The 26,999-nt window shown below is 64.5% G+C and carries 25 protein-coding genes and 3 tRNA genes; 24 read left to right on the top strand and 4 right to left on the bottom strand.

What is annotated here, in order from left to right; all coding sequences use genetic code 11:
• The first annotated feature begins 23 nt into the window (after positions 1-23).
• Positions 24-152 carry a hypothetical protein gene (locus ACXAF3_RS07450; protein WP_475111666.1) on the top strand — a complete coding sequence of 43 codons (129 nt, stop codon included), beginning with the start codon at positions 24-26 and terminating at the stop codon, positions 150-152.
• Positions 153-168: 16 nt separating this feature from the next.
• On the opposite strand, the gene ACXAF3_RS07445 is transcribed toward ACXAF3_RS07450, so the two are convergent.
• Positions 169-244, bottom strand: a tRNA-Arg gene (locus ACXAF3_RS07445).
• A 291-nt stretch (positions 245-535) separates the two neighbouring features.
• On the opposite strand from ACXAF3_RS07445, the gene ACXAF3_RS07440 reads away from it, so the two are divergent.
• The 3 genes from ACXAF3_RS07440 to ACXAF3_RS07430 all read left to right on the top strand — a co-directional run bounded on the left by ACXAF3_RS07440 (position 536) and on the right by ACXAF3_RS07430 (position 3,308).
• Complete coding sequence (locus ACXAF3_RS07440) at positions 536-877, top strand: PA3496 family putative envelope integrity protein (protein ID WP_475111665.1); 342 nt, start codon at positions 536-538, stop codon at positions 875-877.
• 335 nt (positions 878-1,212) lie between these two features.
• Positions 1,213-1,557, top strand: a complete 345-nt coding sequence (locus tag ACXAF3_RS07435) for an STAS domain-containing protein (RefSeq protein WP_475111664.1) — start codon at positions 1,213-1,215, stop codon at positions 1,555-1,557.
• Positions 1,557-3,308, top strand: coding sequence for an ATP-binding SpoIIE family protein phosphatase (locus ACXAF3_RS07430; protein WP_475111663.1), 1,752 nt, complete (start codon positions 1,557-1,559; stop codon positions 3,306-3,308). Before ACXAF3_RS07435 ends, ACXAF3_RS07430 begins: the two co-directional genes overlap by 1 nt.
• A gap of 38 nt (positions 3,309-3,346) precedes the next feature.
• On the opposite strand, the gene ACXAF3_RS07425 is transcribed toward ACXAF3_RS07430, so the two are convergent.
• Complete coding sequence (locus ACXAF3_RS07425; protein ID WP_475111662.1) at positions 3,347-4,054, bottom strand: 2OG-Fe(II) oxygenase; 708 nt, start codon at positions 4,052-4,054, stop codon at positions 3,347-3,349.
• Positions 4,055-4,347: 293 nt separating this feature from the next.
• Here ACXAF3_RS07425 and ccmA point away from each other — a divergent pair, with 293 nt between their 5' ends.
• The 8 genes from ccmA (at position 4,348) to ACXAF3_RS07385 (ending at position 10,424) form a co-directional block, all read left to right on the top strand.
• Positions 4,348-5,013, top strand: a complete 666-nt coding sequence (gene ccmA / locus ACXAF3_RS07420) for a cytochrome c biogenesis heme-transporting ATPase CcmA (RefSeq protein WP_475111661.1) — start codon at positions 4,348-4,350, stop codon at positions 5,011-5,013.
• A 40-nt stretch (positions 5,014-5,053) separates the two neighbouring features.
• Positions 5,054-5,713 carry a heme exporter protein CcmB gene (gene ccmB / locus ACXAF3_RS07415; RefSeq protein WP_475111660.1) on the top strand — a complete coding sequence of 220 codons (660 nt, stop codon included), beginning with the start codon at positions 5,054-5,056 and terminating at the stop codon, positions 5,711-5,713.
• Positions 5,714-5,726: 13 nt separating this feature from the next.
• Positions 5,727-6,470 (top strand): heme ABC transporter permease, encoded by a 744-nt coding sequence (locus tag ACXAF3_RS07410; RefSeq protein WP_475111659.1) that lies wholly within the window; start codon positions 5,727-5,729, stop codon positions 6,468-6,470.
• Between the two features lies 1 nt (position 6,471).
• On the top strand, positions 6,472-6,693 hold the full coding sequence (ccmD, locus tag ACXAF3_RS07405; RefSeq protein WP_475111658.1) for a heme exporter protein CcmD: 222 nt from the start codon (positions 6,472-6,474) through the stop codon (positions 6,691-6,693).
• Between the two features lie 129 nt (positions 6,694-6,822).
• On the top strand, positions 6,823-7,272 hold the full coding sequence (gene ccmE, locus ACXAF3_RS07400) for a cytochrome c maturation protein CcmE (protein ID WP_475111657.1): 450 nt from the start codon (positions 6,823-6,825) through the stop codon (positions 7,270-7,272).
• Entirely contained in the window at positions 7,269-9,254 is a 1,986-nt protein-coding gene (locus ACXAF3_RS07395; protein ID WP_475111656.1) for a heme lyase CcmF/NrfE family subunit, read from the top strand. Before ccmE ends, ACXAF3_RS07395 begins: the two co-directional genes overlap by 4 nt.
• A gap of 17 nt (positions 9,255-9,271) precedes the next feature.
• Entirely contained in the window at positions 9,272-9,856 is a 585-nt protein-coding gene (locus ACXAF3_RS07390) for a DsbE family thiol:disulfide interchange protein (RefSeq protein ID WP_475111655.1), read from the top strand.
• Positions 9,819-10,424, top strand: coding sequence for an IMPACT family protein (locus ACXAF3_RS07385; protein ID WP_475111654.1), 606 nt, complete (start codon positions 9,819-9,821; stop codon positions 10,422-10,424). Before ACXAF3_RS07390 ends, ACXAF3_RS07385 begins: the two co-directional genes overlap by 38 nt.
• Before the next feature lie 459 nt (positions 10,425-10,883).
• Here the strand turns inward: ACXAF3_RS07385 and ACXAF3_RS07380 are convergent.
• A tRNA-Asp gene (locus ACXAF3_RS07380) sits at positions 10,884-10,960 on the bottom strand.
• Between the two features lie 47 nt (positions 10,961-11,007).
• A tRNA-Val gene (locus ACXAF3_RS07375) sits at positions 11,008-11,083 on the bottom strand.
• 219 nt (positions 11,084-11,302) lie between these two features.
• Here ACXAF3_RS07375 and ACXAF3_RS07370 point away from each other — a divergent pair.
• The 12 genes from ACXAF3_RS07370 to ACXAF3_RS07315 all read left to right on the top strand — a co-directional run bounded on the left by ACXAF3_RS07370 (position 11,303) and on the right by ACXAF3_RS07315 (position 26,987).
• Complete coding sequence (locus ACXAF3_RS07370; RefSeq protein WP_475111653.1) at positions 11,303-11,815, top strand: cytochrome c-type biogenesis protein; 513 nt, start codon at positions 11,303-11,305, stop codon at positions 11,813-11,815.
• Positions 11,808-13,034, top strand: coding sequence for a c-type cytochrome biogenesis protein CcmI (gene ccmI / locus ACXAF3_RS07365; RefSeq protein ID WP_475111652.1), 1,227 nt, complete (start codon positions 11,808-11,810; stop codon positions 13,032-13,034). Before ACXAF3_RS07370 ends, ccmI begins: the two co-directional genes overlap by 8 nt.
• Positions 13,035-13,244: 210 nt before the next feature.
• Positions 13,245-16,748: a chromosome segregation protein SMC gene (smc, locus tag ACXAF3_RS07360; RefSeq protein WP_475111651.1), complete on the top strand. Its 3,504-nt coding sequence runs from the start codon at positions 13,245-13,247 to the stop codon at positions 16,746-16,748.
• A 24-nt stretch (positions 16,749-16,772) separates the two neighbouring features.
• The gene (zipA, locus tag ACXAF3_RS07355) at positions 16,773-17,864 is read left to right on the top strand and encodes a cell division protein ZipA (RefSeq protein WP_475111650.1); all 1,092 of its coding nucleotides are present in this window, start codon (positions 16,773-16,775) and stop codon (positions 17,862-17,864) included.
• Between the two features lie 137 nt (positions 17,865-18,001).
• On the top strand, positions 18,002-20,038 hold the full coding sequence (gene ligA / locus ACXAF3_RS07350) for an NAD-dependent DNA ligase LigA (RefSeq protein ID WP_475111649.1): 2,037 nt from the start codon (positions 18,002-18,004) through the stop codon (positions 20,036-20,038).
• A gap of 427 nt (positions 20,039-20,465) precedes the next feature.
• On the top strand, positions 20,466-20,900 hold the full coding sequence (locus ACXAF3_RS07345) for a hypothetical protein (RefSeq protein ID WP_475111648.1): 435 nt from the start codon (positions 20,466-20,468) through the stop codon (positions 20,898-20,900).
• Between the two features lie 192 nt (positions 20,901-21,092).
• Positions 21,093-21,536: a DUF4399 domain-containing protein gene (locus tag ACXAF3_RS07340; RefSeq protein ID WP_475111647.1), complete on the top strand. Its 444-nt coding sequence runs from the start codon at positions 21,093-21,095 to the stop codon at positions 21,534-21,536.
• Between the two features lie 34 nt (positions 21,537-21,570).
• On the top strand, positions 21,571-22,953 hold the full coding sequence (locus ACXAF3_RS07335; protein WP_475111646.1) for a class II fumarate hydratase: 1,383 nt from the start codon (positions 21,571-21,573) through the stop codon (positions 22,951-22,953).
• Positions 22,954-23,253: 300 nt separating this feature from the next.
• Positions 23,254-23,454, top strand: a complete 201-nt coding sequence (locus ACXAF3_RS07330) for a hypothetical protein (protein ID WP_475111645.1) — start codon at positions 23,254-23,256, stop codon at positions 23,452-23,454.
• A gap of 3 nt (positions 23,455-23,457) precedes the next feature.
• Positions 23,458-24,510, top strand: a complete 1,053-nt coding sequence (locus ACXAF3_RS07325) for an AraC family transcriptional regulator (protein WP_475111644.1) — start codon at positions 23,458-23,460, stop codon at positions 24,508-24,510.
• A 228-nt stretch (positions 24,511-24,738) separates the two neighbouring features.
• Positions 24,739-26,532 carry an acyl-CoA dehydrogenase C-terminal domain-containing protein gene (locus ACXAF3_RS07320; protein ID WP_475111642.1) on the top strand — a complete coding sequence of 598 codons (1,794 nt, stop codon included), beginning with the start codon at positions 24,739-24,741 and terminating at the stop codon, positions 26,530-26,532.
• A 119-nt stretch (positions 26,533-26,651) separates the two neighbouring features.
• Positions 26,652-26,987, top strand: a complete 336-nt coding sequence (locus ACXAF3_RS07315; protein WP_475111641.1) for an SCP2 sterol-binding domain-containing protein — start codon at positions 26,652-26,654, stop codon at positions 26,985-26,987.
• Positions 26,988-26,999 lie beyond the last annotated feature (12 nt).

The raw sequence follows: 26,999 nt of genomic DNA, 5'->3' as shown, positions 1-26,999 counted from the left end.
CAGGTAAGGAGGGCTTGTAGGCTATGAAAAAGAGCAGGCGGAAAGTTGGGGCCAGTCAGCGCCAGATAGAGCGCTCGGTGCGTGTGTTCTGGGGTAGCGTAATACTGGTGGGGCTGTTTGCGGTTCTGTTGATGTACGCCGCCCTGGCCTGATCGACGGTGGCCGGATTGGCGCCCCCGGGTGGACTCGAACCACCAGTCCGGACTTAGGAGGTCCGTGGTTTATCCTGTTAACCGACGGGGGCGGAGGCCTGAGGCGGCGGTTTTCAACCGCCTGTGGCCGGAAAGGCGGCTATTCTAACGGCTGCGTGCCCCGCTGTCATGCCGCGCGTTCCCGCTCCGGCCGGGGGAGTGGTTTCTGGGGAAGGGCGCAGGCGCGGCCGCTCCTTCGGCGCTGTCACCGCCGGTAACACCGGCGCGGCGGGTTACCTCTATTCCCGCCGTTTCACTTTCACCATTCTGTCGAAAAACTGTCGCAATCCGGTCGCGATTCGGCGGTAATTTTGCACCACCGATCCGGGTTTTGAGGGAAGTTTTTGCGCGCCACTCCGGGGGTCCGGAGCGGCGGCAAAAAACTTGTTTCCGCGGGCAAAATTTTGCTTGACCGGGGTCGGCAGTGCTGGCTAATCTGCGACGGAACAACAAAAACAACAAGGGTGTTTCTGCGTTCGCAGATCGAGATTGTGGAGTTTCGTATGAGCGGCAACGTTAGCGAAAATTACATCGATTTTGATATTGACGACATCCCTCAAATCGCAAATGAGGTACTGAAACAGGCCACCTCTACCCCTCCCCGCGATGCCCGCAGGAGGGTCGAGGACAAGTTGGAGGAAATGCGTCTCAGGCGCGAGCTAATGGATTACGACTTCGACCTTTAAACCGGTACTCTAAAAGGCGCCTAATCGGCGCCTTTTTTGGCTCTGGGCGGCGTGCTCTGCCCCTGCTCCGTTGAGGCTGCGTTTGTGGCTCGTTCGGGGTACTATGCCTCTGTGTTTTAAACCGGTAACCGGCCTGTGTCCGCCCCGGCCTGTTCTGTACAGGGGCGCGGTGGACTGGGTTTGGGGCGCGCGGGTGCTGCGCCCAGGTCGAAGGTCGTGCGGGGCCGATCGAATCAGGTCTTTTCGTTGGTCAGTGCGACTTTTCCGGGCGGCAGTGCAGTGGATCGGGGCGTACCGCTGAACTGTGCTGAAACTCAACGAAAGGGATATTCGCAATGGTGGCAGCTGAACAAAATACGGGGCGGGTCTCCTCGGAGCTTTCGAGCAACGGCGATGCGCTGACGATACGGGTGGCCGGAAACTTCGACTTTAACGTGCACCGGGACTTTCAGCGCGCCTACCAAAACCTTCCATCCTCCCCCAAGCACTACTGCATCGATCTCTCGGAAACCCTGCACCTCGACAGCGCGGCCCTGGGGATGTTGCTGCTGTTGCGCGACCACTGCCTGGGGAGCGCCGGGGATTCGACGCATATCCGCGTCGAGCTGCTGAACGCCAACGAACACGTGGGCAATATTCTCGCGATATCCAACTTCGACAAGATTTTCACCGTGCGCTGATGGCGGCCGGCCGATTCCCGATACTGGTGATTGAGGGCGACACCGGGGAGGCGTCGCGGCTGTGCCGGTTGCTGGGGAACTGCTCCCGAGACGGGGTGGGGCCGGGCGATGTTCAGGTTCACTTGTCGCAGAGTGCCGCCGCGGCCCTGAGCGACTATCCGGCCCTGAGTCCCCGGGTGGTGATATTCGGGCCGCTGGCGGCCCGGGCGGCAACTGCCGACGACCTGCGGCAGCTGCGCGCCCGGGCCGGTCTGGAACCGGTGCCGATACTCTTTGTTATGTCCGCGCGGGACTCCGCCTCCCCCGGCAGCCTGCGGGCCGGCTGCGACGATATCCTGCTGGAACCCTACGATCCCGATCTGGTGGCACTGAAACTGGCCGCGCTGCAGCGCCTGTGTGACTTCAGCCGCAGCCTGCTGGCGCAGCGCAACCGGATACGCCGGCACCACGCGGACCTGCTGCAGGAACAGGCGAGCGCGCGGCAGATCTTCGACAATATGGGGCACGAGGGCTGTCTCGGGCAGACGGACGCGATCCGCTACCACCTCTCTCCCGGCGCGGTGCTGGCCGGGGACGTGCTGGCGGCCGCCTATGGTCCCGGTGGCAAGCTGATGCTGTTGCTGGGCGATTTCACCGGGCACGGTCTGGCCGCGGCGGTGGGGGCGGTGCCGCTCACCGCGATTTTTTACTCGATGGTGCCCAAGGGCTTCTCCCTCAGCCACATACTGCGCGAGCTGAACGCCAAGCTGCACCATGTGCTGCCGGCGGATATGTTCTGCTGCGCGGTGATGTTTGAGCTGGATCCGCACAAGCGGCATATCCGTCTGTTCAACGGCGGTATGCCCCGCGTCTGTATCCGCCACCGCAGCGGGGCCCTGCGCCTGCTGGAATCCCGCTACCTGCCGCTGGGGGTGCTGGACCCCGCTTCGATCGAGGACGCGATAGTACATATCCCGGTGGATTGGGGGGATCGCCTTTTTCTGTGGAGCGACGGCATCCACGAGGCGCGCAATCCGCGCGGTGAGCTGTTCGGCGAACAGCGCCTGCTGCAGGCGCTGTCGGCGGAACTGCCGGAGGGGCGGCATTTCGATTACGTTCTGTCGTCGGTGAACCGCTTCAGCGCCGGCCGGCAAGATGACCTGTCGCTGGTGGAGGTGGCGTTGGACCGGGCCGCGCCCTGGCAGGGTGGTGCCTGGGCGCTGAACAGCCCGTCCACAGAGAGCGCGATGGGGCTCGGTGACTGGTCGATCAACTTTACCCTGGGACCGGAGGAGTTGCGCGATGCGGATCCGCTGCCGCTGTTACACAGTGTACTGGCGCAGGTGCCCGGCGCGGGGAGCTTTCGCGACCCCTTGACGATTGTGCTCGGCGAGCTGTTCCGCAATGCCCTCGAGCACGGCCTGCTGCAGCTCGATAGCGCCCTGAAGGGGACGGATAGCGGTTTCGCCGACTACTACCGCCAGCTGCAGTATGGCCGCAACCAGCTGCGTGAGGGCTGGATCCGCATAGCGCTGCGCTGTCGAGACCGCGGCGGCCGGGGTCTACTCGAAGTGGTGGTGGAGGACAGCGGCCCGGGCCTGCCTGAACATTTCGGCAGTGGCAACGCCTATTCCGGGCGCGGCCTGCCGCTGTTGCGCTCCATCTGTCGCAAGCTGCAGTTGCAACCCGGCAGCAGCCGCGTGCGGGCGGTGTTGAACTGGGGCGAAGGCGCCGCGGGCCGGAGACAGGCCCGCGCGGCCAGCGCCCGCTAGCGGGCCCCTGAAAAGGCGGGGGCGGTCCCGCCGCCACCCTAGCGCGGTTGCGCCGTATCCCCTTGCGCGCGGCCGAACTTGCGCCCCAGCCAGCCCTGCAGTTTTTTCAGCGTGTGGGACAGCCTGCCGCGCCTGGCCTTGCGCGCTTTGTCCTCGGCGCTCACCAGCCACGCGATCTGGATCACCAGGCGCTGTCCCTCAAACGGCAGGTGTCCGTGAAAAGAGTTGTCCGCGCGCTTGAACGCGACCAGGGTGCCGTAGGCGGGTTTTATTTCCGGCACCACCATGTCTTCGTAGTCGTCGATGCGGTTCAGAAAACGCAGGCAGCCGTTGCCGTCCAGGGTCCACTCGGGGTTCAGGTACAGCAGTGCGGTGGCCACCTTCGATTTGCCGTCGGTATGGATATTGCCGTGGCGTTTCTTCAGCGAGCGGCTGATGGAGATGTAGGTGGGGTAGCGGGAGAGGCGCTCGATACCCAGGTTGTTGCCGATCGCGTCGGCGAATGCCGGCTCCACCAGGTGTTCGATCAGGTGGTTGATCGCATCGCCGCACTGGGTTTTCTCATAGGGCAGGTAGCCGGCGCCCTTCAGTCGCGGAAAATCCTCCAGCAGCTGCGGCATCGGCTCCTCGGCCAGCAGTCGCCTGGCAACGAAAAAGGGGAAGGGCTGCTGCCGGATCAGGGTGTCTTCGCGGGTCAGTGCACCGGCATCGAGCCAGCGCGCGGCGTCCAGGGCGAGGTTTGTCATTGCAATGCGTCCTTGTTGTGCGTCCGAACGACATGTTCCGGGGGCGGGCCCGGTGCATATCGGCTTTGTTATCGTTGATATCGACCGCAGAGTACCGCCCCTATCCCCGGGGCGGGCGGCAGATGCCGCTTCTTGGACGCCCAAAATAGCAGAGGCGCGACCGGAGGCCAATGGCGCCTGTCCCGCCGGGCAGTCGATTTCCATGCAATTGGCGCCAGTGCCGGTATAATGCCGCTCAGATTTTCGTCAAAGCCGTGTTGTTCACCTCCATGCCCGCGACCCCCGAGTCCCAAGTGCTGCTGCAAGTGCGCGACCTGTCCTGCCAAAGGGACGGGCGGCGCCTGTTTGCGGGGCTCGATTTCGCCGTCGGCGCCGGTGACGCGGTGCAGATAGAGGGCGCCAACGGCGCCGGCAAGACCACGCTGCTGCGCACCCTGATCGGCAGCGCCGGCGACTACGACGGCGATATCCTGTGGGGCGGCCGCCCCTTTCCCCAGGCCCTGCCTCAGTTTCGAGACTCTCTTTTGTATATCGGTCACCAGGCCGGCGTGCGTGGCGGGCTGACGCCGCTGGAAAACCTGGCCTGGTACGGCGCCAGCCGGGCAGCGGCCGCGCGCGCGCTGGAAAAGCTCGACCTGTATGGCTTTGAAGACACCCTGTGCCAGCAGCTCTCCGCCGGCCAGAATCGGCGCGTGGCGCTGGCGCGGCTGTTCCTGCCCGGCGCGCCGCCGCTGTGGATACTCGACGAGCCGCTGGCGGCGCTGGATGTGGCCGGTGTGGCCCGCCTGCAGGCGCGTATGGCCGAGCACCTGGAGCGCGGCGGCGGCATTCTGTTTACCTCCCACCAGCCGGTGGCCCTGGCGGGTCTGCGGCGCATCGACCTGGCCGAATTTGCCGTCGGCGATTCGGAGTTCGCGTTCGACGGCTGTGCGGACGCTATCGGAGGCGGCAGTGTCTAGCGTCGATCAGTCAACGGGCCAAGTGCGCCAAGTTCCGGGGATGGCCTCGCTCGTGAAGGTGGAACTGCTGCTGGCCCTGCGCAAGCGCGCCGATATCGCCAATCCGCTGCTGTTTTTCGTCACCGTGCTGGCGCTGCTGCCTCTGGGGGTGGGGCCGGAGCCCGATCTGCTGGCCAAGCTGGCGCCGGGTATGATCTGGGTGATGGCGCTGCTGGCGACGCTGCTGTCCCAGGAGAGCCTGCTGCGCAGTGACTTCGAAGACGGCACTCTGGAACAGCTGGCCCTGTCCCCGCAGCCGCTGTACTTTGCCGTGCTGGCAAAAACCGCGGTGCACTGGCTGGTCACCGGTCTGCCGCTGGCGCTGCTGTCGCCGCTGCTGGGATTGATGCTGAACCTGCCCGCGACCGGCTACCTGTGTCTGTTGGTCTCGCTGTTGCTGGGCACCGCCAGCCTGAGCCTGATCGGCGCCGTGGGGGCGGGGCTGACGGTCGCGCTGCGCCGCCCCGGCCTGCTGCTGGCGCTGATCGTTATGCCGCTCTATGTGCCCGTGTTAATCTTCGGCACCGGCGCGGTGCAGGCGGCCATCGAAGGCTACGCCTTCGCCGCGCAGCTGGCGATACTCGCCGCGCTGCTGGCCGCGGCTGCGGCCCTGGCGCCGCTCGCCGCCGCGGGTGCAATCCGCATCAGCCTGGATAATTGATTTGGAGGTTTCCTTGGCCTGGCAATGGTTTCACCGCTTGGGTTCGCCGCGCTGGTTTTACCAGAAAACCGGCGCCTGGCTGCCGTGGCTGGCACTGGCGAGCGTGTTGCTGCTGACCATCGGCAGTGTCTGGGGGCTCGGCTTCGCGCCACAGGATGCGAAGCAGGGCAACAGCTACCGCATCATCTATATCCATGTGCCGGCCGCCTTCCTGGCCCTGGCCGGTTACTACGTCATGGCCATCAGCGGGGCCGTCGGCCTGATCTGGAAGATCAAACTCTCGTTTGCGGTGATGCGCGCGGCCGCGCCCATCGGCGCTGTGCTGACCTTTATCGCGCTGTTTACGGGCGCCGTCTGGGGCAAGCCCACCTGGGGCACCTACTGGGTCTGGGATGCGCGCCTCACCTCGATGCTGATCCTGCTGTTTTTGTATATCGGCGTGATGGCACTGTCCCGCGCCTTCACGCGCGAGGCGGTGGCGGACAAGGCCTGCGCGCTGCTGGCCCTGGTCGGCACAGTGAATATCCCGATCATCTACAAGTCGGTGGACTGGTGGTTCACCCTGCACCAGCCGGCCACGCTCCGCCTGACCGAATCCAGCAGCATAGATCCGAGCATGTTCTATCCGCTGCTGACGATGATCGTCGGTTTCTACTGCATGTACGCCTGGACCCTGATAGCCCATACCCGCGCCCTGGTGCTGCAGCGCGAGTGGCGCACCCAGTGGGTGCGGCAGGCGCTCGAGGAGGAGAGATAAGTTGGAGTTTCAGTTTGCCAGCTTTGCCGATTTTCTGGCGATGCAGGGCCACGGCATCTATGTGTGGATTGCCTACGCCGTGACCTTCGCCGCGTTGATCGGCTTGGCCGGGTATCCGTCCGTACGCCGCCGCCAGTTGCGGCGCGAGCTGCTGCGCCAACAGCGTATTCTGCAGCGCCGCAACGCGGTCGAAAAACGCAAGGCGGCTGCCGGGGCCCTGTAGCGGGGGCCGTAGCCGAGCCCGCTTTCGCCCTCTCCCGCGGAGGGGGCAGCCCCGGCAAAATTTTGCGGTTCAGCGGATTCGCCGGGCCAGGTACAAGTTTTCTTGGAATTTCGGAGTAGAACGAGAACCATGCACCCAGCACGCAAGCAGCGCCTGATACTGGTAATTGTCCTGGTGGCCCTGTCCAGCGCCGCGGTGGGTTTTGTCACCTACGCGATGCGCAACAATATGGATTACTTCTACGCGCCCAGCGCCTTCGCCGCCGGTGAAGTGCCTTTCGAAAAGCGCGTCCGCGCCGGCGGCTGCGTGGTGCCGGGCAGTGTGCAGCGCACCGCGGACAGCCTCGATATGCGCTTTGCGATCACCGACGGCGAGGCCGAGCTGCAGGTGGTGTTCGACAAGATACTGCCGGATCTCTTCGCTGAGGGGGAGGCCGCCGTGATCACCGGGCGGCTGCAGCGCGACGGCGTACTGCGCGCGGATCAGGTGCTGGCCAAGCACGACGAATCCTATACGCCGCCGGAAGTGGCCGAATCCATGAAGGTCGAGGCCAGCTGCGCAGGCGGGGCCAAAATATGATTCCGGAGCTGGGCCACTTCGCCCTGATTTGCGGGCTGCTGCTGTCGCTGGCGCTGTCCGCGGTACCCCTGGCCGGCAGCTTTGCGGCGCGGCCGCTGTGGATGGAAGCCGGTCGCCCGCTGGCGTTCGGAGTGCTGGCCTTTACCACTATCGCCTATCTGTGTCTGACGATCGCCTTTGTGCAGAGCGATTTCACTGTCAGTTATGTAGCGCAGAACTCCAACAGCATCTTGCCGCTGCACTACAAGATCACCGCCGTCTGGGGCGGGCACGAGGGTTCCATTCTGCTGTGGCTGCTGATCCAGGCCGGTTGGGCCGCCGCGGTGGCGCTGTTCAGTCGCCAACTGCCGGCGGAGCTGGTCGCCCGGGTGCTGTCGGTGCTCGGCCTGGTGCTGGTGGGCTTCTTCCTGTTTATCCTGCTCACCTCCAACCCGTTCGACCGCAGCCTGCCGTTCCCGCCGCTGGAGGGTAGCGACCTGAATCCGCTGCTGCAGGACCCGGGCATGATCATCCACCCGCCGCTGTTGTATATGGGCTATGTGGGCTTCTCGGTCGCCTTCGCGTTCGCCATCGCCGCGCTGCTCGGCGGCCAGCTGGACGCGGCCTGGGCCCGCTGGGCGCGCCCCTGGACCGCCGTCGCCTGGGCTTTCCTGACGCTCGGTATCGCGCTCGGCAGCTGGTGGGCCTACTACGAACTGGGCTGGGGGGGCTGGTGGTTCTGGGATCCGGTGGAAAACGCCTCCTTTATGCCGTGGCTGGTGGGCACCGCACTGCTGCATTCCCTGGCGGTTACCGAGAAGCGCGGCCTGTTCAAGAGCTGGACCATCCTGCTGGCGATCTTCGCCTTCAGCCTCAGCCTGCTGGGCACCTTCCTGGTGCGCTCCGGTGTGCTCACCTCGGTACACGCCTTCGCCACGGATCCGCTGCGCGGGGGCTTTATTCTCGCGTTCCTGGCCCTGGTGGTTGGCCTGTCGCTGCTGCTGTTTGCGCTGCGCGCGCCGGCGGTCAGCGCCGGCAGTGTTTTCTCTTTCCGTTCACTCGAGACCTTCCTGCTCGGCAACAATATTCTGCTGGTGCTGATTATGGCCATGGTGCTGACCGGCACCCTGTACCCGCTGCTGGCCGATGCGCTGGGCTGGGGCAAGATCAGTGTCGGTCCGCCCTTCTTCAACCTGTTCTTCGTGCCGCTGATGGCGCTGCTGTGCCTGCTGCTCGGCTTGGGCATCCACGCCAACTGGAAAGACAGCCGCTGGGAAAAACTCCTCCGCGCCTGGGGGCTGCCGCTGGCGGTTGCGGTCGTCGCGGCGCTGGTGCTGCCCTTCGCGCTGGGTGATTTCCACTGGGGCGCGGTGCTGGGAATTTTTGCCGGTGTGTGGGTGAGCGCGGCCAGTGTAGCGCATATCTACGCCCGTACCCGCAATGCGACGTCTTTCGTCGCCGGTCTCAGGCGCCAGCGGGCCAGTTATTTCGGCATGCACGTTGCGCATATCGGTCTCGCGGTTACCGTACTCGGCGTGGCCTTGACGACGGTGTACAGCGTCGAAAAAGACCTGCGTATGGGGGCCGGTGACAGTCACCGGGTGGCGGGTTACGATTTCCGCTTCGAAGGCGTGCGCAATGTCCGCGGGCCCAATTACCGCGCCGTCGAAGGTGTGGTCTATGTGAGTAAAAATGGCCGCGAGGTGGCGGAGCTGCACCCGCAGAAGCGCAACTATTTCTCTGGCGGCAACACCATGACCGAGGCGGCCATCGACTCCGGCCTGTTCCGCGATATCTATGTGGCCCTCGGCGAGCCGCTGGACGAGAGCGAGCCCAACGGCGACTGGGCCCTGCGATTGCAGTACAAGGCGTTCGTGGTGTGGATCTGGCTCGGCGCCCTGCTGATGGCCGCCGGCGGCGGTATCGCGGTGGCGGATAAGCGTTACCGCAAAGCGAAGGCCGCGCGGGCGGTGGCAATCGACGGCGCCGCGGTCGCCGCATAAGGAAAAACAACGAGAAGATGGCAAGGTTAAAACTGTTTCTGCCGCTGATTATCTTTGCCGCGCTGGCGCTGCTGTTCTGGCGCGGTCTCTTCCTGAATCCCCAGAAGCTGCCCTCGGCACTGCTGGGCAAGCCAGTACCAGAATTCTCCCTGCCCAGGGTGCTCGACGAGGAGCGGCGCATGGGGCGGGACGACCTGCCTTCCGAACCCTACCTGCTCAACGTCTGGGCCACCTGGTGTCCGCCCTGCCGCGCCGAGCACCCCTATCTGAACAAGCTGGCGGAAGAGGGCGTGCCCATTGTCGGTGTCAATCTGCGCGACGATCCGGTGCAAGTGAAAAAATGGCTCGACACCATGCATGACCCCTACCTGTTCAGCGTCGCCGACAGGGAGGGGCGCCTGTATCTCGACCTCGGTGCCACGGGTGCGCCCGAGACATTCCTGGTTGACGGAGAGGGCATCATTCGCTGCAAGCATATGAGTGTTGTCGACAACCGGGTCTGGCAGACCAAATTCAAGCCCCTGTACGAGAGGCTGCGAGAACAACCCTGGGACGAATTCGCCGGTGAGCTACCAGATTCTCTGCTCTCCCGTTGTCGCTGAGACAGAGGAAAAGAAGAGCCGCTTCATCTGCTGGCTGGGGCCGGTGCAGGACAGGGCGGCCTTTCAGCGGCAGCTGGACGCGGTGCGTACCCAATACCCGGACGCCTCCCACCACTGCACCGCGCTTGTGATCGGCAACCCCGCCAACCCGGATGTGATGCAGGCTGACGACGATGGCGAGCCCGGCGGCAGCGCCGGGCGGCCGATGCTGGAACTGCTGTTGAAGCAGGGGATCGGCAACGCCGGTGCCATAGTCACCCGCTATTTCGGCGGCACCAAGCTGGGTGTCGGCGGTCTGATGCGCGCCTACCGCGGCGCCGTCGGAGCGGCGTTGCAATCCGTCGCGCTGAAGCCTTTTGTTCCACTGGTGCGGGTCCGGGTCGTCTGCGACTTTGCCGGGGAATCCCGGCTGCGTTTTCTCGCCGAGCGGCATCTGGGAGTCTGTGAAGATGCCGAGTACGCCGACAAGGTCACCATCGCGGTCAGATTGCCGCAGGATCAGTGGCCCCAGCTGAAGGCGCAGCTGCTGGCGGAGGGGTTCAGAGTGCTGGATGCCGACCAGAAATAACCCGTTCATCGAGTGGGGTGTTTCAGGCCCTCTGATGGTCGCCGTCGAAGGCTCGCACAATCGATCCGCCATCTACAACAAGGCTCACACCAAAGTGTGAGCCTTGTTGTAGATGGCGGACCGGACGGGAATGACTCGGGCGGTCCTGGCCCTCGCCCTGCGGGCGCCTCCGCTTCGCTGCGGCGTCCAAATTCGTTCCCGACGAATTTGTCGAACGGGGGCTCTCGCACGCCGATCCAGCATATACAAAAAAGGCCCACACTTTCGTGTGAGCCTTTTTTGTATATGGCGGACCGGACGGGAATGACTCGGGCCGTCCTGGCCCTCGCCCTGCGGGCGCCTCCGCTTCGCTGCGGCGTCCAAATTCGTTCCCGACGAATTTGTCGAACGGGGGCTCTCGCACGCCGATCCAACATATACAAAAAAGGCCCACACTTTCGTGTGAGCCTTTTTTGTATATGGCGGACCGGACGGGACTCGAACCCGCGACCTCCGGCGTGACAGGCCGGCATTCTAACCAACTGAACTACCGGTCCGCATTCCTTGCCTCCCTTAATAATCCTGCCTGGCAGGTGAAGGGAAGTGGTGGGTGGTACAGGGGTCGAACCTGTGACCTACGGCTTGTAAGGCCGTCGCTCTCCCAACTGAGCTAACCACCCCGCGTCAGGAGCTGCGTATCTTAATGAAAAATTTTGCCCCGTCAACGCTTTCGCGAAAAAATTTTTGTCTTTCAATAAGTTAAGCGGTTGAGGCATTGCCGGGTGCCGCCGGCGCCGGCCACAAATCAAGCTGTCGGCGGTCGCGGTGGCGCTGTTATAATCGCGCAAAATTCCGGCGGACGAACGATCGTGAGAGAAACCCCGACACAGACAAGCTGGTTGGCCCCGATTGCGGCGCTCCTGTGCGCCCTGTGCCTGTCCCTGGCGGCGCGGGCGGCGGTGGAGGCGGAGCAGTTGTCGACGCCGGAGCTGCAGGCGCGCTATCAGGTGTTGATCGAGGAGATGCGCTGCCCCAAGTGTCAGAATCAGAATCTGGCCGGTTCCGACTCGCTGGTGGCGACGGACCTGCGCCGGGAGATACGCCGCTTGCTGGAGGAGGGCTTCACCGATCGGGAAATTACCGACTACATGGTGGCCCGTTACGGAGATTTTGTGCTCTACCGCCCCCCGTTGCAGCGCAATACGCTGGCGCTGTGGCTGGCGCCGGGAATATTCGCGGCCATAGGCCTGCTGGCGCTGATTCTGATAGTGCTGCGCTCGCGCAGTGGTACCGGTGCCAGCCAGAGCAGTGCGGGTGCGGAATTGAGTGAGGAGGAGCGCCGGCGCCTGCGCCAGCTGCTGGGAGAGGATGTGGACCTGCCTGGCGGCAGTGGGAAGAAGAGCGATGACTGAACTCTGGATGGGCCTGGCGCTGCTGCTACTGCCGCTGGTTTTTGTGATTCTGTGGCCGGCGCTGCGCGGCGCCGGGCGGCAGCGGGCGGCGGACAAGCGCGAGGCGCTGGCGGCCCTGTACCGCGAGCAGCTCGCGGAGTTGAAGGCGGCGTTGCAGAGTGGCGCGCTGGATCAAAGCCAGTATGCGCAGCTGGAAACGGAGTTGGCGCGCAACCTGCTGGAGGCGGAGCAGTCCGGCCGCACCGGCGAGGCTTCCGCCGGCGGGCGCGGCCTGCTGATCGGGCTGGCCGCGCTGCTGCCGCTGGTTGCGATCGGGCTCTACATCTACAGCGGGCACGCCGATGATCTGGCACTGCACCGGGATATCGTCGCCAGTCAGCAGGGGGGGAGCGGCCCCGAGGTAGAGGCGCGTATCACCCGCCAGCTGCAGGCGCGGGCGCAATCCCACCCGGAGGACCTGACCGGCCGCTATGTGCTGGCGCAGCGCCTGATGGTGGCCGGCGATCTGGAGGGGGCGGTGGATGCCTATCGCTATGTGGTCGAGCGCGAGCCCCAGGCGGCGGGCATCAAGGCGGAGTTCGCCCAGGCGCTGTTCTTCGCCAGCGGCTCCAAGATCACCGCCGAGGTGCGCCAGCTGGTCGAGCAGGTACTGGAGATGCAGCCGGACAACGGCACCGCGCTGGGCCTGGCCGGTATCGCCGCCTTCGAGCGCAAAGAGTACCGGGCGGCGCGGGACTACTGGCAGCGGGCGCTGGACCAGCTGTCGCCGGCCTCCGCGGCCGCGCAGGCGCTGGCCGCCGGTGTGGCGCGGGCCGAGCGCGCGCTGGCGGACGGCGGTGAGCCGCTGGTGCAGGCCGCCGCCGCGAGTGAAGCCGTGTCCGGGCCCTCGATCCGCGTGCGTGTGAGCCTGGCGGAATCCGTCTCCGCCGAAGCGGCCACACCGGTGTTTATCTACGCCCGCGGCGCCGATAGCCCCATGCCGCTGGCGATAGTGCGCCTGACCGCCGGCCAGCTGCCGGCGGAGGTGGTGCTGGACGAGTCCCGCGCGATGATGCCGGGGCGCTCCATTGCCAATGTGGAGTCGGTGCAGCTGGTAGCCCGCCTGGCGGTAACCGGCGATGCGCGGCCGGCGCCGGGGGACTGGCAGGGCACAATCGAGTCGCTGCCGAAGGCGGAGTGGGGCGAGCCGCAGGACATCACCATCGATCGAGAACTGTAGAAATCCAGGAGCGCCGGGCCCCGGCCCGGCCGTGCGCCGGCACATCCCTCTCTCCGGCCCAGTCGATCGGCGGCGCCCACCCTGCGGGCGCTTTGGGGCCCCAAAGCCTGGGAAATTTCCGCTGAAACCCCCGTCGGCCCCATGTACAATTGGCGGTTTGGTGAGCCACGCTGTCTGCCGGCATAGAACAAATACCGAGTTAACAAATACATGCGTCTGAAGTGCATCAAGCTTGCGGGTTTCAAATCCTTTGTTGACCCGACCACTGTCTATTTCCCGTCCAACCTCAGCGCCGTGGTGGGGCCCAACGGCTGTGGCAAGTCCAACACCATCGACGCAGTGCGCTGGGTAATGGGGGAGTCGTCCGCGAAGAACCTGCGCGGCGACTCGATGACCGATGTGATCTTCAACGGCTCCAGCGGCCGCAAGCCGGTGGGGCAGGCCTCCATCGAGCTGGTATTCGACAACTCCGAAGGCAAGCTGTCCGGCGCCTACGCCGCTTTCTCCGAGATCTCGGTCAAGCGCAAGGTGACCCGCGACGGTCAGAACAACTACTACCTGAACGGCGACAAGTGCCGCCGCCGCGACGTGACCGACCTGTTCCTGGGCACCGGCCTGGGCCCGCGCAGCTATGCGATCATCGAGCAGGGCATGATCTCCAAGCTGATCGAGGCCAAGCCGGAGGAGCTGCGCGTCTATATCGAGGAGGCAGCCGGCATCTCCAAGTACAAGGAGCGCCGCCGCGACACCGAAAACCGCATGCGCCGCACCAAGGAGAACCTGGAGCGCCTGACCGATATCCGCGACGAACTGGATCGCCAGCTGGCGCGCCTGCAGCGCCAGTCGGCGGCGGCGGAAAAGTACAGCCGCTTCAAGGAGGAGGAGCGCAGCCACAAGGCCCGCCTGCAGGCGCTCAAGTACCGCGACCTGAACGACCAGGCGCTGGCTAAGCAGCAGCAGATTTCCGAGCTGGAACTGACCGTCGAGGAACTGGTGACCCGCCAGGTCAGCTGCGACACCGATATCGAGCAGAAGCGCGTCGGCTACCACGAGCTGTCCGACAGCTTCAACGAGGTGCAGGGCCGTTTCTACGCCGTAGGCGCGGATATCGCGCGCCTGGAGCAGAGCATCGCCCACGCCCGCGAGCGCAACACCCGCCTGCAGTCCGACCTGGCGCAGACGGAGCAGGAGTTCCGCGAGGCGGAGGCCAATCTGGAGGCGGATCAGGAGAAGGCCGCCCAGTTCGAGGCCGAACTGGAAGTGATCACACCGGATCTGGAGATGGTGCAGGCCGCCGAGGAGGAGTCCGCCCAGGCGCTGCTCGCCGCCGAAGAGGCCATGCGCGACTGGCAGAACGAGTGGGACCAGTTTAACCAGGGCGCCTCCGGCTCACGCCAGAAGGCCGAGGTGCAGCAGTCCCGCATCCAGCACCTGGAGACCTCCCGCCAGCGCCTGCAGGAGCGCATCAACAAGTTGCAGGCGGAGCAGGCAGGTCTCGCCGATAGCGGTGACGACGGCGAAACAGAACAGCTGAACGAACAACTGGCGGAACTGGAACTGCAGGCCGGCGAGCGCCGCGAGACAGTCGCCGAGAAGAGCGAGGCCCTGGCCGAGCTGCGCCGCCGCGAGAGCGATATCGCCGCGGAACTGGACCAGCTGCGCCTGCAGCTGCAGACCAGCCGCGGTCGCCAGGCCTCCCTGGAGGCGCTGCAGCAGGCGGCGCTGGGGCAGGGCAAGGCGGTGCAGAACTGGCTGCAGCAGCAGGCCCTGGCCGACAAGCCGCGCCTGGCGGACCAGGTCAGCGCCAAGGCCGGCTGGGAAAAGGCCGTCGAAACGGTGCTCGGCGCCCAGCTGCAGGCTATCTGCATTGAGCGGCTTGAAAGCCTCAGTGAAAGCCTCGGTGGCCTCGAAAGCGGCCAGGCGGTCTTTATCGATGGCAGCAGCGTTGCCGCTTCCGCCGCTGGCAGCCTGCCGGCGCTGGCGGATCAGGTCGAGGGCCCCGAGTCCCTGAGCGGTCTCCTGGCCGGTATCTACACCGCCGAAGATCTGACTGCGGCCCTGGCGGCCCGCGCGCAGCTGAAGGCCCACGAGTCCATCGTCACCAGAGACGGCCTCTGGCTCGGCCCCAACTGGCTGCGGGTCAGCCGCGCCACCGACGCCGAGGCCGGCGTGCTGGCGCGCAAGCAGGAGCTGGAGGAGCTGGCCCAATCCATCGCCGCCTGCGAGGAACAGATAGAAACGCTGTCGGAACAGCGCGAGGCGCTGCGCCTGCAGGCCGGTGACCTGGAGCGAGAGATAGAGCAGGCGCGCAACGAGGCCGAGCAGCTGGGTCGCCGCGAGGCGGAGCTGCGCAGTCAGCTGTCCGCCCGCCGCGCCCGCGCCGAACAGATGGGCGAGCGCCGCACCCGCGTGGAGCAGGAACTCCTCGAGGTGCGCGAGCAGCTGGAGCTGGAGGGCGAGTCCCTGTCAGAAGCGCGCCTGCTGCTGCAGGAGGCGGTTGAGGCCATGAGCGACGACACCGATCGCCGCGAAACCCTGCTGGCCCGCCGCGACGAGCTGCGCGAGGCCCTGGACGCGGCGCGCCAACGCGCCCGCGAGGACAAAGACCGCGCCCACGAACTGGCCATGCGCGAGCAGTCGGTGCGCACTCAGATGATGTCTCTGGAGCGCACGCTGCAGGTGATGCGCGAGCAGCTGGAGCGGCTGCGCAGCCGCCGCGAGCAGCTGCAGGAGCAGATGGCCGAAACCCAGGACCCGTCCCAGGATTTCCAGGCGGAACTGGAGGAGAAGCTGGCCGAGCGCATGGAGGTGGAGGCGGAGCTGGCCGAGGCGCGCAAGAAGCTGGAAGAGGTCGAGAGCGGCCTGCGCCAGCAGGAGCAGGAGCGCCACAAGGTGGAGTCCGCGCTGCAGGGCGTGCGCGCGCAGCTGGAGCAGGAGCGCCTGGCCGCGCAGACACTGGAAGTTCAGCGCAACGGCCTGGTGGAACAGCTGCGCGAATCCGATCACGACGTGGAGCAGCTGCTCGAAGAGCTGCCCGGCGACCTGACCATCTCCCAGGTGCAGGAAGAGCTGGAGCTGGTGGCGGCGCGCATCTCGCGCCTGGGCCCGATCAACCTGGCGGCCATCGACGAGTACAAGCAGGAATCCGAGCGCAAGAACTACCTGGACCGCCAGTACAGCGATCTGACCGAGGCGCTGGAAACCCTGGAAAACGCCATCAAGAAGATCGACCGCGAGACCCGCACCCGCTTCAAGGAGACCTTCGACCAGGTCAACGCGGGCCTGCAGGAGCTGTTCCCGAAGGTGTTCGGCGGCGGTCACGCCTATCTGGAGCTCACCGGCGAGGATCTGCTCGACACCGGCATCGCGATCATGGCGCGCCCGCCGGGCAAGCGCAACAGCACCATCCACCTGCTGTCCGGCGGTGAGAAGGCGCTCACCGCCATCGCGCTGGTGTTCTCGATCTTCCGCCTGAACCCGGCGCCCTTCTGTATGCTGGACGAGGTGGACGCACCGCTGGACGACGCCAACGTGGGCCGCTATGCGCGCATGGTGAAGGAAATGTCGGAGCATGTGCAGTTCATCTATATTACCCACAACAAGATTGCCATGGAGATGGCGGACCAGTTGCTGGGGGTGACCATGCACGAGCCGGGCGTGTCGCGCCTGGTCTCCGTGAACGTGGAAGAGGCGGCCGAACTGGCATCGGCGTAAGAGGCGTAAAGGAGAGACGCTCAAATGGGAAACTGGCTGATCACAATCCTCGCGCTGGTATTGCTGCTGGCGGTGCTGGACGGCGTGCGCCGCGCGATCGCAAAGCATCGCGCATCGGTCAAGGTCTCGCGCAAGCTGTCCCGCGCCATGCGGCGGGACCGCGACGACGACATGGATATACTCGCCGCGCCGCGCCGGGTGTCGCCGAAAGAGAATCCGGAGGAATATCTGGATCCCGAAGAGGAGGCCCGGCGCCGGCAGGTTGCGGAGGAGCTGCCCGGCAGGGTGCGCGTGGTGCAGAGGCGCGCACTGGAAGACGCGCTGCAGGTGAACCGACAGGTACAGGAGAGCTTCATGTCTTCCCGCAAACCGCTGGCCGGCAGCAGCCCGCAGCGCAAAGAGCCGGAACAGGTGGCCCTGAACCTGGAAGAGCAGGTGCCCACGCTGATGGATTCCGTCGCCGGCGAAGAAGATAGACGCGAGCCGGAACTCAACGAGGCGGAAAGCCTCGAAGCTTTGAGTGTGAACGAAACAGAGAGTGAAGTGGCGGAATCCGCGGTCGCGGAATCCACCAGTGCGCCACAGGCGGATGTCCACAAAAGCGAAGGGCAGCCCCCGCGCCAGGACAAGAGATCTTCGGTGAACAAGTCAGCGAACAAGCCGCGGGAGAAATCCCCGGTAGAGGAAGTGTTGATCATCAATGTGATGGCGCCGGAAGGCGATCACTTCGAGGGCAACGATATACTGCGCGCAATGATGGCCGCCGGCCTGCGTTTCGGTGAAATGGATATCTTCCACTATCACCAGGGCGGCGGTGCCGACGGCCCGGTGGTGTTCAGTCTCGCCAATATGGTGGTGCCCGGTGTCTTCGATCTGGCGCAGATGGAGGAATTTACCACCCCCGGCCTGAGCCTGTTCCTGGCGCTGCCGATCGAGGGGGAGGCCATCAAGGCGTTCGAGCAGCTGCTCGCCACCTCGCGCCAGATAGCGGAGCTGCTGGGCGGTGTACTGAAGGACGAAAACCGCAGTGTCTTCACCGCCCAGACCGCGGAGCACTACCGCCAGCGCGTGATGGAGTACCAGCGCCGCAAGGCCCTGGCCAGGGCACAGGCGTAGCTCCGGCCCCGTTTTGTAGGGGCGAACCTTGTGTTCGCCCGAAGCCGGGGCCCGCTTGGACAGGGGCGAACACTAGGTTCGCCCCTGCGAAAATTTCCTACCCCAAGGCAAGAATTCCCCATTTTTGCAAAACTACAATGACTAAAAATATTCCCGCCGAAAAACGCCGGCGCGCCGAGGAACTGCACGAAATCCTGCAGCGCGCCAACTACCAGTACTATGTCCTCGACAACCCGGAGCTGCCGGACGCCGAGTACGATCGCCGCCTGCGCGAACTGCAGGCGCTGGAAAAGGAATACCCGGCACTGATCACCCCGGATTCCCCCACCCAGCGCGTCGGCGCCGAGCCGCTGAAGGCATTCGCCGAAGTGCGCCACGAGGTGCCGATGCTGTCTCTGGACAACGCCTTCAGCGATGACGAGCTGCTCGAGTTTGACCGCCGCGTGCGCGACCGCCTCAACACCCGGGATCCGGTGGAGTATGCGTGCGAGCCGAAGCTGGACGGCATCGCGGTCAGCCTGTTGTACCGCGACGGCGTGCTCGAGCGAGCTGCCACCCGCGGCGACGGCACCACCGGCGAGGACATCACACAGAATGTGCGCACCATCGGCTCCGTGCCGCTGCGGCTGCTGGACGGCGACGTGCCGGCGGTCCTCGAAGTCCGCGGCGAGATCTATATGCCCAAGGCGGGCTTCGCCGAACTGAACCGGAAGGCGGCGGAGGCCGGCGAAAAGACCTTCGTCAACCCGCGCAACGCCGCCGCCGGCAGCCTGCGCCAGCTGGATTCGCGCATCACCGCCCAGCGCCCGCTGGAACTCTGTGCCTACGGCGTCGGCCTGGTGGAGGGTGCAGAACTGCCGGGCAAACACACGGAAATCCTGCAGCAGCTGAACCGCTGGGGTTTCCGCATCAACAGCGAGATGACGGTGGCGAAAGATATCCAGGCCTGTATCGAATACCACCGCGTGCTCGGTGAGAAGCGTGGTGAGCTGGCCTACGATATCGACGGTATCGTCTTCAAGGTCAACGATATGGGCCTGCAGCGGCGCCTCGGGTTTGTCGCCCGCGCGCCGCGCTGGGCCATGGCCTACAAGTTCCCCGCCCAGGAGGAGATGACGCTGCTCAAGGACGTGGAGTTCCAAGTGGGCCGCACCGGCGCGGTGACGCCGGTGGCGCGCCTGGAACCGGTGTTTGTCGGCGGCGTGACCGTCTCCAACGCGACCCTGCACAACCGCGACGAGATAGAGCGCCTCGGGGTCAAGATCGGCGATACGGTGGTGATCCGCCGCGCCGGCGACGTGATTCCGCAGGTGGTCTCGGTGGTGGCGAGCAAGCGGCCGAAGGATGCCCGCGATATCATCTTTCCCGAGCACTGCCCGGTGTGCGGTTCGCCGGTGGAATCCATTCCCGGCGAGGCGGTGGCCCGCTGCAGCGGTGGCCTGATCTGCAGCGCGCAGCGCAAGCAGGCGATCAAGCACTTCGCCTCGCGCAAGGCGATGGATATCGACGGCCTCGGCGACAAGCTGGTGGAGCAGCTGGTGGACGGGGGGCTGCTGCACTCGGTTTCCGGCCTCTACCATCTGCGCCTCGAGCAGCTGGTGGAGCTTCCGCGCATGGGGCAGAAATCCGCCCAGAACCTCCTCGATGCGCTGGAGCGCAGCAAGGACACGACGCTGCCGAAATTCCTCTACGCGCTGGGCATCCGCGAGGTGGGTGAGGCCACCGCGCGCAACCTGGCGCGCCACTTCGGCGACCTGGAACCGCTGATGCGGGCGGACGAGGAGGCCCTGCAGGAGGTGGAGGACGTGGGTCCGGTAGTGGCGCACTTCGTCGCCGAGTTTTTCCAGCAGCCCCACGCGCAGGAGGAGATAGAGGCGTTGCGCCAGGCCGGCGTACACTGGCCCCCGGAAGAGCGGGGCGGTGAAGCGCAGCCCCTCGCCGGGCAGACCTGGGTGCTGACCGGCAAGCTGGAGACCCTGTCGCGCAGCGAGGCCAAAGACTATCTGCAGCGCCTCGGCGCCAAGGTGGCCGGCAGTGTTTCCGCGAAGACCGACAGTGTCGTCGCCGGCCCCAACGCCGGTTCCAAACTGAACAAGGCGCGGGAGCTGGATATTCCGACGATGGACGAAGAGGAATTTCTCGAAATGCTGCGCGGGCGCGGTATCGAAATCTGATCGGGTCGTATTGAGGCTCAACGGTAGCGGCGAACCTTGTGTTCGCCCTCGCCCGACGAGATTCCGAGGTGCAGATCCCGGTAGCGGACCCAGTGGTGCCCCTGCTACCGGTGGCTATTTGCGGGACACGCCGTGAATACATCCCTGTAGGCTTGTCTGCGGGATCCCTCCCGCAGACAGTCCCGCAAATAGCCACCGGCAGCAGGGGCTTCGCACTAACGTCGGAGATATTTCAAGGCACCTTAAGGGCGAGCGCAGGGTTCGCCCCTGCGAATTCAGCTCATACTTTGAACAGAAAAAACTGCCGAAAATCCAATTGCGACTCAGGTTGTGGCTTTATTTTTCCGCCGCCGTTAAAGTGGAGCACCGAGATTTTTTCGCGCCGGATAATTTTTATCCAGTAGCGCCGCTGTAAGGATAGGTACAAGTGCTTCAGGGCGATCAGGAATCCATTGTCTACGGTTGTATCAAAGACAGTAACAGCCTCGCCGGCGGCGCGGATCGCCGGCGTGTTAACCGCGCAGCGGTGCTCGCGCTGCCCAGTGCCGATGAGTGGCCCTTCCTGTGCCGCGATATGTTTTCCATTCCCACCATCAAGGTGAAACAGTCCCAGTACCAGACCGATGTGATCCATTTTGGTGCCTCCTACCGCGCGGTGGAGTACGAGTGGAATCACTGGATCCAGAAGTTCGAAGAGCTGCTGCGCAGTATGTACTGGGTTTCTGCCACAGTGCATCTGGAGACCGAGCTCTCCGGCATTCACTCCTTTTCCTGGGAGGCCGCCGGTCTCTACCACGAACCCGGCAGCGGCGATATGCAGGTGCGCTGTGAGTGGACCCAGGAGGGGCGCGTCAGCGTCTGAGAAGGGCGCAAACTGCGCCCGGCCTCCCGTTTTTGGCGACTATAATGTTCTATTTCTGCTGCGGTTTGGGAGATTGAATTTCCGGACCGGCGCGATATTTGACTTGGAGTTGTGCAGTTGCGGCGATAAGCTGGGAGTCGCAGATTTCCGAGCCTGGGCGCCCGTGGGCGCCGAAACCAGAAAGGAGTTCCCATGACCGCTTACCGATCTCTGATACTCGCCAGTGCCCTGATGTTGTCACCGCTGCTGCACGCGGGCGAAGACACCCAGTCGCAGCTGATTTCCGAGGCGCCGGCGGATGCCAAGGTCTACTTTATTTCTCCCCAGGATGGCGAAAAAGTCGGCAAGACCTTTACCGTGAAATTCGGCCTGTCCGGTATGGGGGTGGCGCCGGCGGGTGTGGACCGGGACAAGACCGGCCACCACCATCTGCTGATCGATGTGGACCAGCTGCCGGATATGACCAAGCCGCTGCCGGCCACGGACAATATCGTCCATTTTGGCGGCGGCCAGACCGAGACGGAGATCACGCTTCCGCCGGGCAAGCACACACTGCAGCTGCTGTTGGGCAACCACCTGCATATTCCGCACAAGAAGCCGGTAATGTCTGAGAAGATCACCGTTATCGTCGAATAGCGGCCGGCTTCCCGGCGCCGCCTGTGAGGACGAGATGAGCGATAGCCATCGCACTGAAAAAGACAGCCTCGGCGAAGTACAGGTGCCGGCGGACGCCCTCTACGGCGCCCAGACCCAGCGCGCGCTGGACAATTTTCCGGTCAGCGGCAGCCGCTTGCCGACGGAGTTTATCCGCGCGATCGTGCTGATAAAAAAATCCGCGGCCCAGGCCAACCGTGAACTGGGTCTGCTCGACGACAAGCTGGCGGCGGCCATTGTCGCCGCCTGCGATTCCCTCGGCGAAGAGGAGTTCGCCAGTCAGTTTCCGCTGGATATCTACCAGACGGGTTCCGGCACCAGTTCCAATATGAATGTGAACGAGGTGCTGGCCCATATCGCCGCGCGCGACAGCGGCCTCGAGGTCCACCCCAACGATCACGTCAACATGAGCCAGAGCAGCAACGACGTGATCCCCAGTGCGATTCACGTTTCGGCGCTGCTGGCCACCAGGGATCACCTGCTGCCGGCGCTGCGCCACCTGCACGGCCAGCTGTGCGACAAGGCAGCAGAGGTCGGCGATGTGGTCAAGACAGGGCGCACCCATTTGATGGACGCGGTGCCGATGACCCTGGCGCAGGAGTTGGGCGCCTGGGCGGCACAGGTGGAGTCCTGCCGCGAGCGTATCCGCGCCACCCTGCCGAGGCTGGCGCAGCTGGCCCAGGGCGGTACCGCGATAGGCACCGGCCTCAATGCGCCGCCGCGATTCGCCGAGCTGTTCGCGCAGAAACTCAGTGCCAACAGCACCCAGCAGTTCCGTCCGGCGGACAACTTTTTCGCGGCCATCGCCAGCCAGGATACCGCCGTGGAACTGTCCGGCCAGCTCAGGGTGCTGGCGGTGGCGCTGATGAAAATTGCCAACGATCTGCGCTGGATGAACAGCGGTCCGTTCGCCGGTCTGGGCGAAATCGAGCTGCAGGCGCTGCAACCGGGCAGCAGCATTATGCCGGGCAAGGTCAACCCGGTGATCGCCGAATCCGTGGCCATGGTGGCCGCGCGGGTGATGGGCAACGACACTACCATCGGCGTCGCGGGGCAGAGCGGCAATTTCCAGCTGAACGTCATGTTGCCGCTGGTGGCGCACACACTGCTGGACAGTATCCGCCTGCTGGGCAGCGCCGCGCGTCTGCTGGCGGACAGGGCCGTGGCCGGCTTTACCGTCAACCGCGCGCGCATCGAACAGGCGCTGTCGCGCAATCCGATTCTGGTAACGGCGCTGAACCCGGTTATCGGCTACGCAAAAGCGGCGGAGATCGCCAAGGCGGCCTACGCGAGCGGCAGGCCGGTACTCGAGGTCGCAATCGAGATGACCGATCTCAGCGAAGAGGAGTTAAAGGTGTTGCTGGACCCCGCGCGCCTGGCGAAGGGCGGGCTGATCTAAAGAATCAGGCAAATAGCGCCAGCCCCAGCAGTATGCTGACGATGATCGCAGACAGGCACTCTAGCCAGTTGAAAAGGTGCCTGATGGTGGTGCGATCCTCGCGTCGCAACATATGTTTGCCCATCTAGACCTCCTGCGGCGTTGACAGGGGCGGGTCTATCCCTCACGATTCCACGCCGCGTCGGGGGTGGGCAACGCAGATACAATGGCGTGCCCGGTATTCCGCCGACACTACAATGGTAGCGCCGCCGCAAGGTGGAAACCATGTGTCCACTTCTTCAATCGATGCTCTGAAATCCCATGGCCAAAAAGAGTCGCCGTTCTTTTATTACCAGTGTGCTTGCATGCATCGCCTTTATCGCCGCGGCTATATGGAGCTGGGATCTTCCGGTGGAGGATGTCGCTTCCTACCTGGTGCTGTTGCTGGTCATACTCGCGGTGATCATCGCCGCGGCGGTGGGGTTTGGAGCCCTGTTGAACTGGCTGCGCAGGCGCAAGTAACGCATGTCGGTGCCGGCGGAGGATATCCGTATCCCCATTGCCTATCTCGAGCGGCTGCTGGACGAGGCCGCCCGCCACGGCTGTGACCGCGGCGAGCTGCTGGCTTCGGTGGGTATAGGCGAGGGGGAGCTGGAGGGCGCCGCCGCCTTCTCCGCCCTCAAGTACGGCCGCCTGTACCAGAGGGTTATGTGGCAGGTGCAGGACGAGTGGTTCGGCATGTTGAGCGGCGGGCGCGTGCGCTCCGGCTCCTTCCGCCTGCTGTGCCTGACGGTGATCAACTGCGCGACGGTGCGCCAGGCGATCACCCTGTCCGCCGAATTCATGGAGATCTGTCGCGGTTTCAAGGTAAAGCCGGCGTTCGAGCCCGCCGAAGGCGGCCGCGAGCGGGTGGCGATCCGCGGTATCAGCTCCCTCGGCGAGGGCGAGTTCGAGCAGTTGATCGCGAAGACGGATCCCGGTGTTATCCGCACCACGCTGGCGGTCTGGCACCGTTTCTACTGCTGGCTGGTGGGGCGCGAGATTCCGCTGGCGCGGCTGCACTTCTCTTTCCCGTGTCCGGAGGAGTTCCGCACCCTGGCACAGAGCGAGGCGGGGGAGCTGTTGTTCGAACAGCCGGTCAACGCGCTGGAGTACGACAGCCGCTACCTGGACTACCCGGTGGTACAGAACCCGCAGACGGTGGAGGATTTTATCCGCACCGCCCCTTACCACCTGGTGATCAGCGACGGCAGTGCCAACAGTATCAAGACCAAGGTCAAGACAATCCTGAACCGCGATGTGAGCGAGTCGATGCCGGCCGCCGAAGTGGTGGCGGAGCGGTTGAACATGTCGGTCACCACGCTGCGCCGACGCCTGCAGCAGGAGGGCACCTCCTATCAGAAACTGAAGGACGAGTGCCGCATGGAGGCCGCCTTCCACTACTTGAGCTGCCCGGACCTGTCCAATGCGCAGATCGCCGAGATGCTCGGCTTCGACGAGTCCAGCGCCTTCTTCCGCGCCTTCAAGAAGTGGACCGGTATCACCCCCGGCGAATACCGCAGCCGCAAGGGTGGCTAGAAGGCTGTTGAACAACAGCCTGCTCGTCCGGGCCGGGGCGAAAACAAGGTTCGTCCCTCCAGTCACACCGACCACCCCGCACCAATCTGTCACCGCTTTGGACGGATTTGGCCATAGAGGACGCCGTCGTCTTGCTACTATGATGAACCAATCGTAAAAAACAGTCACAAAATTGACCGGCCGGTTCTCCGGCCATCGGGCAACAGAAAGTGAATTGAGGGTAGCAGGATGACCGATATCAAGATTCCACTGCGCGATATGCGCTTCGCGATGCGTGAACTGCTGGACTGGGACCAGCACTACGCATCCCTTGGTTACGAGGAGGCCACTCCGGATCTGGTCGATGCCATCCTGGAGGAGGGCGCCAAGTTTTGCGAAAACGTGCTGGCGCCGCTGAATCAGATCGGTGACCAGCAGGGCTGTACCTGGAATGACGGCGAGGTCACCACGCCGGAGGGCTTCAAGGAAGCCTACCAGCAGTTTGTGGAGGCGGGCTGGCCCTCGCTGGCCCATGACCCCGAGTACGGCGGTCAGGGTCTGCCGCCCTCGCTGGGCACCATTCTGAGCGAGATGGTGGGTACCGCCAACTGGTCCTGGGGCATGTACCCGGGGCTGTCCCACGGCGCCATGAACACCCTGGAGGCGCACGGCACCGAAGAGCAGAAAGCGGTCTACCTGACCAAGCTGGTGGAGGGCACCTGGACCGGCACCATGTGCCTGACGGAACCGCACTGCGGCACCGACCTCGGCATACTGCGCACCAAGGCCGAGCCCAACGAAGACGGCTCCTACGCCATCACCGGCACCAAGATCTTTATCTCTGCCGGTGAGCACGACATGGCCGAGAATATCGTGCATATCGTGCTCGCGCGCCTACCCGATGCCCCCGCCGGCACCAAGGGCATCTCCCTGTTTATCGTACCCAAGTTCCTGCCCAGTGAAGACGGCAGTGTCGGTGAGCGCAACGGTGTGACCTGCGGCTCCCTGGAACACAAGATGGGTATCCACGGCAACGCCACCGCGGTGCTGAATTTCGACGGCGCCAAGGGCTTCCTGATCGGCCCGCCGAACAAGGGGCTGAACTGCATGTTCACCTTTATGAACACCGCGCGCCTGGGCACCGCGCTGCAGGGCCTGGCCCATGCGGAGGCGGGCTTCCAGAAGTCCCTGGCCTACGCCAAGGATCGCCTGCAGATGCGCTCCCTGTCCGGCCCCAAGAATCCGGAAGGCCCGGCGGACCCGATTATCGTGCACCCGGACGTGCGCCGCATGCTGCTGACCCAGAAGGCTTTCGCCGAGGGCGCGCGTATGCTGATACTGCTGTGTGCGCAGCAGGTGGACCGCACCCACAAGGGCAGCGAAGAGGAGAGAAAGGAGGCCGACGAGCTGCTGGCATTCCTGACGCCGATCGCCAAGGCGTTCCTGACCGAGACCGGTTACGAGGCCGCCAACCTGGGGCTGCAATGCTTCGGTGGCCACGGCTATATCGCCGAGTGGGGCATGGAGCAGAATGTGCGCGACGCGCGCATCTCCACCATCTACGAGGGCACCACCGGCGTACAGGCGCTGGACCTGCTGGGCCGCAAGGTGCTGATGAGCCAGGGCGAGCTGCTGCGCAAGTTCACCAAAATCGTGCACAAGTTCTGCCAGGCCGAGATAGACAACGAGGCGCTGGCGCCGTTCGTCACCAAACTGCAGGAGCTGAACAAGCAGTGGGGCGACCTGACCATGCACGTCGGCGCCAAGGCGATGGAGAACCCGGACGAAGTCGGTGCGGCCTCCGTCGACTACCTGATGTTCTCCGGTTATGTGGTGCAGGCCTATCTGTGGGCGCGCGCCGCGAAGGTCGCCAATGACAAGCTGGCCGGTGGCGCCGCCGATGCGGAATTCTACCGCGCCAAGCTGGCCACCGCGCGCTTCTACTACGACCGCATTCTGCCGCGCACTGCCAGCCACGCCGCGGCCATGCAGAGCGGCGCGGACAACCTGATGGAGCTGGACGCGGAACACTTCGCTTTCTGATGTCTGTTCCGCCAAAAAAACCGCCGCTTTTGCCGGCGGTTTTTTTATGGTGCGCCAGCAGCGGCAATCCCGAGTGCGGGTTTCCCGTTGCGGCGCGGGTTCAATAACGAGAGATTTTCATGCAGCTGCCGGAACAGATACTGGAGCGCCTCGGGCGCCTCGCTTGTTCGTACCCATTGGCTCGGGTACAGTTCCGGCTACCGGACGCCAGTGATTTTTTCCTGGCTTTTTCCGCGGAATCCGGGGGTGGCGGGTCCGGCGCGGCGCGGGTTGCCTCCCACTTCGGGCAGGCGGAAAACCCGACGCTCATTTTGGAAATGGCAAATGGCACATTGAGTGCTATATTGGACGGGCGTTTAAGTGCGCGCCACGCTTTTTTACTGGGTGAGGTTCGTTACTCCGGCGACAGGGACATGGCCGCCTCTCTGGCGGACCTTTTTCCTGCGGAACACTGAATAAGACGGAAA

The organism is Microbulbifer sp. ABF4_143 (genome assembly GCF_056160225.1).
Note: the sequence above shows the minus strand (reverse complement) of the source record. Positions and strands in the feature narration are given on the sequence as shown.

Bases quoted from the DNA above. Each gene is read 5' to 3' on its own strand.
- ACXAF3_RS07450 (WP_475111666.1), top strand. From the start codon at position 24: ATGAAAAAGAGCAGGCGGAAAGTTGGGGCCAGTCAGCGCCAGATAGAG.
- ACXAF3_RS07435 (WP_475111664.1), top strand. From the start codon at position 1,213: ATGGTGGCAGCTGAACAAAATACGGGGCGGGTCTCCTCGGAGCTTTCG.
- ACXAF3_RS07430 (WP_475111663.1), top strand. From the start codon at position 1,557: ATGGCGGCCGGCCGATTCCCGATACTGGTGATTGAGGGCGACACCGGG.
- ACXAF3_RS07425 (WP_475111662.1), bottom strand. From the start codon at position 4,054: ATGACAAACCTCGCCCTGGACGCCGCGCGCTGGCTCGATGCCGGTGCA.
- ccmB (WP_475111660.1), top strand. From the start codon at position 5,054: ATGGCCTCGCTCGTGAAGGTGGAACTGCTGCTGGCCCTGCGCAAGCGC.
- ccmE (WP_475111657.1), top strand. From the start codon at position 6,823: ATGCACCCAGCACGCAAGCAGCGCCTGATACTGGTAATTGTCCTGGTG.
- ACXAF3_RS07395 (WP_475111656.1), top strand. From the start codon at position 7,269: ATGATTCCGGAGCTGGGCCACTTCGCCCTGATTTGCGGGCTGCTGCTG.
- ACXAF3_RS07390 (WP_475111655.1), top strand. From the start codon at position 9,272: ATGGCAAGGTTAAAACTGTTTCTGCCGCTGATTATCTTTGCCGCGCTG.
- ccmI (WP_475111652.1), top strand. From the start codon at position 11,808: ATGACTGAACTCTGGATGGGCCTGGCGCTGCTGCTACTGCCGCTGGTT.
- smc (WP_475111651.1), top strand. From the start codon at position 13,245: ATGCGTCTGAAGTGCATCAAGCTTGCGGGTTTCAAATCCTTTGTTGAC.
- zipA (WP_475111650.1), top strand. From the start codon at position 16,773: ATGGGAAACTGGCTGATCACAATCCTCGCGCTGGTATTGCTGCTGGCG.
- ligA (WP_475111649.1), top strand. From the start codon at position 18,002: ATGACTAAAAATATTCCCGCCGAAAAACGCCGGCGCGCCGAGGAACTG.
- ACXAF3_RS07340 (WP_475111647.1), top strand. From the start codon at position 21,093: ATGACCGCTTACCGATCTCTGATACTCGCCAGTGCCCTGATGTTGTCA.
- ACXAF3_RS07335 (WP_475111646.1), top strand. From the start codon at position 21,571: ATGAGCGATAGCCATCGCACTGAAAAAGACAGCCTCGGCGAAGTACAG.
- ACXAF3_RS07330 (WP_475111645.1), top strand. From the start codon at position 23,254: ATGGCCAAAAAGAGTCGCCGTTCTTTTATTACCAGTGTGCTTGCATGC.
- ACXAF3_RS07325 (WP_475111644.1), top strand. From the start codon at position 23,458: ATGTCGGTGCCGGCGGAGGATATCCGTATCCCCATTGCCTATCTCGAG.
- ACXAF3_RS07320 (WP_475111642.1), top strand. From the start codon at position 24,739: ATGACCGATATCAAGATTCCACTGCGCGATATGCGCTTCGCGATGCGT.
- ACXAF3_RS07315 (WP_475111641.1), top strand. From the start codon at position 26,652: ATGCAGCTGCCGGAACAGATACTGGAGCGCCTCGGGCGCCTCGCTTGT.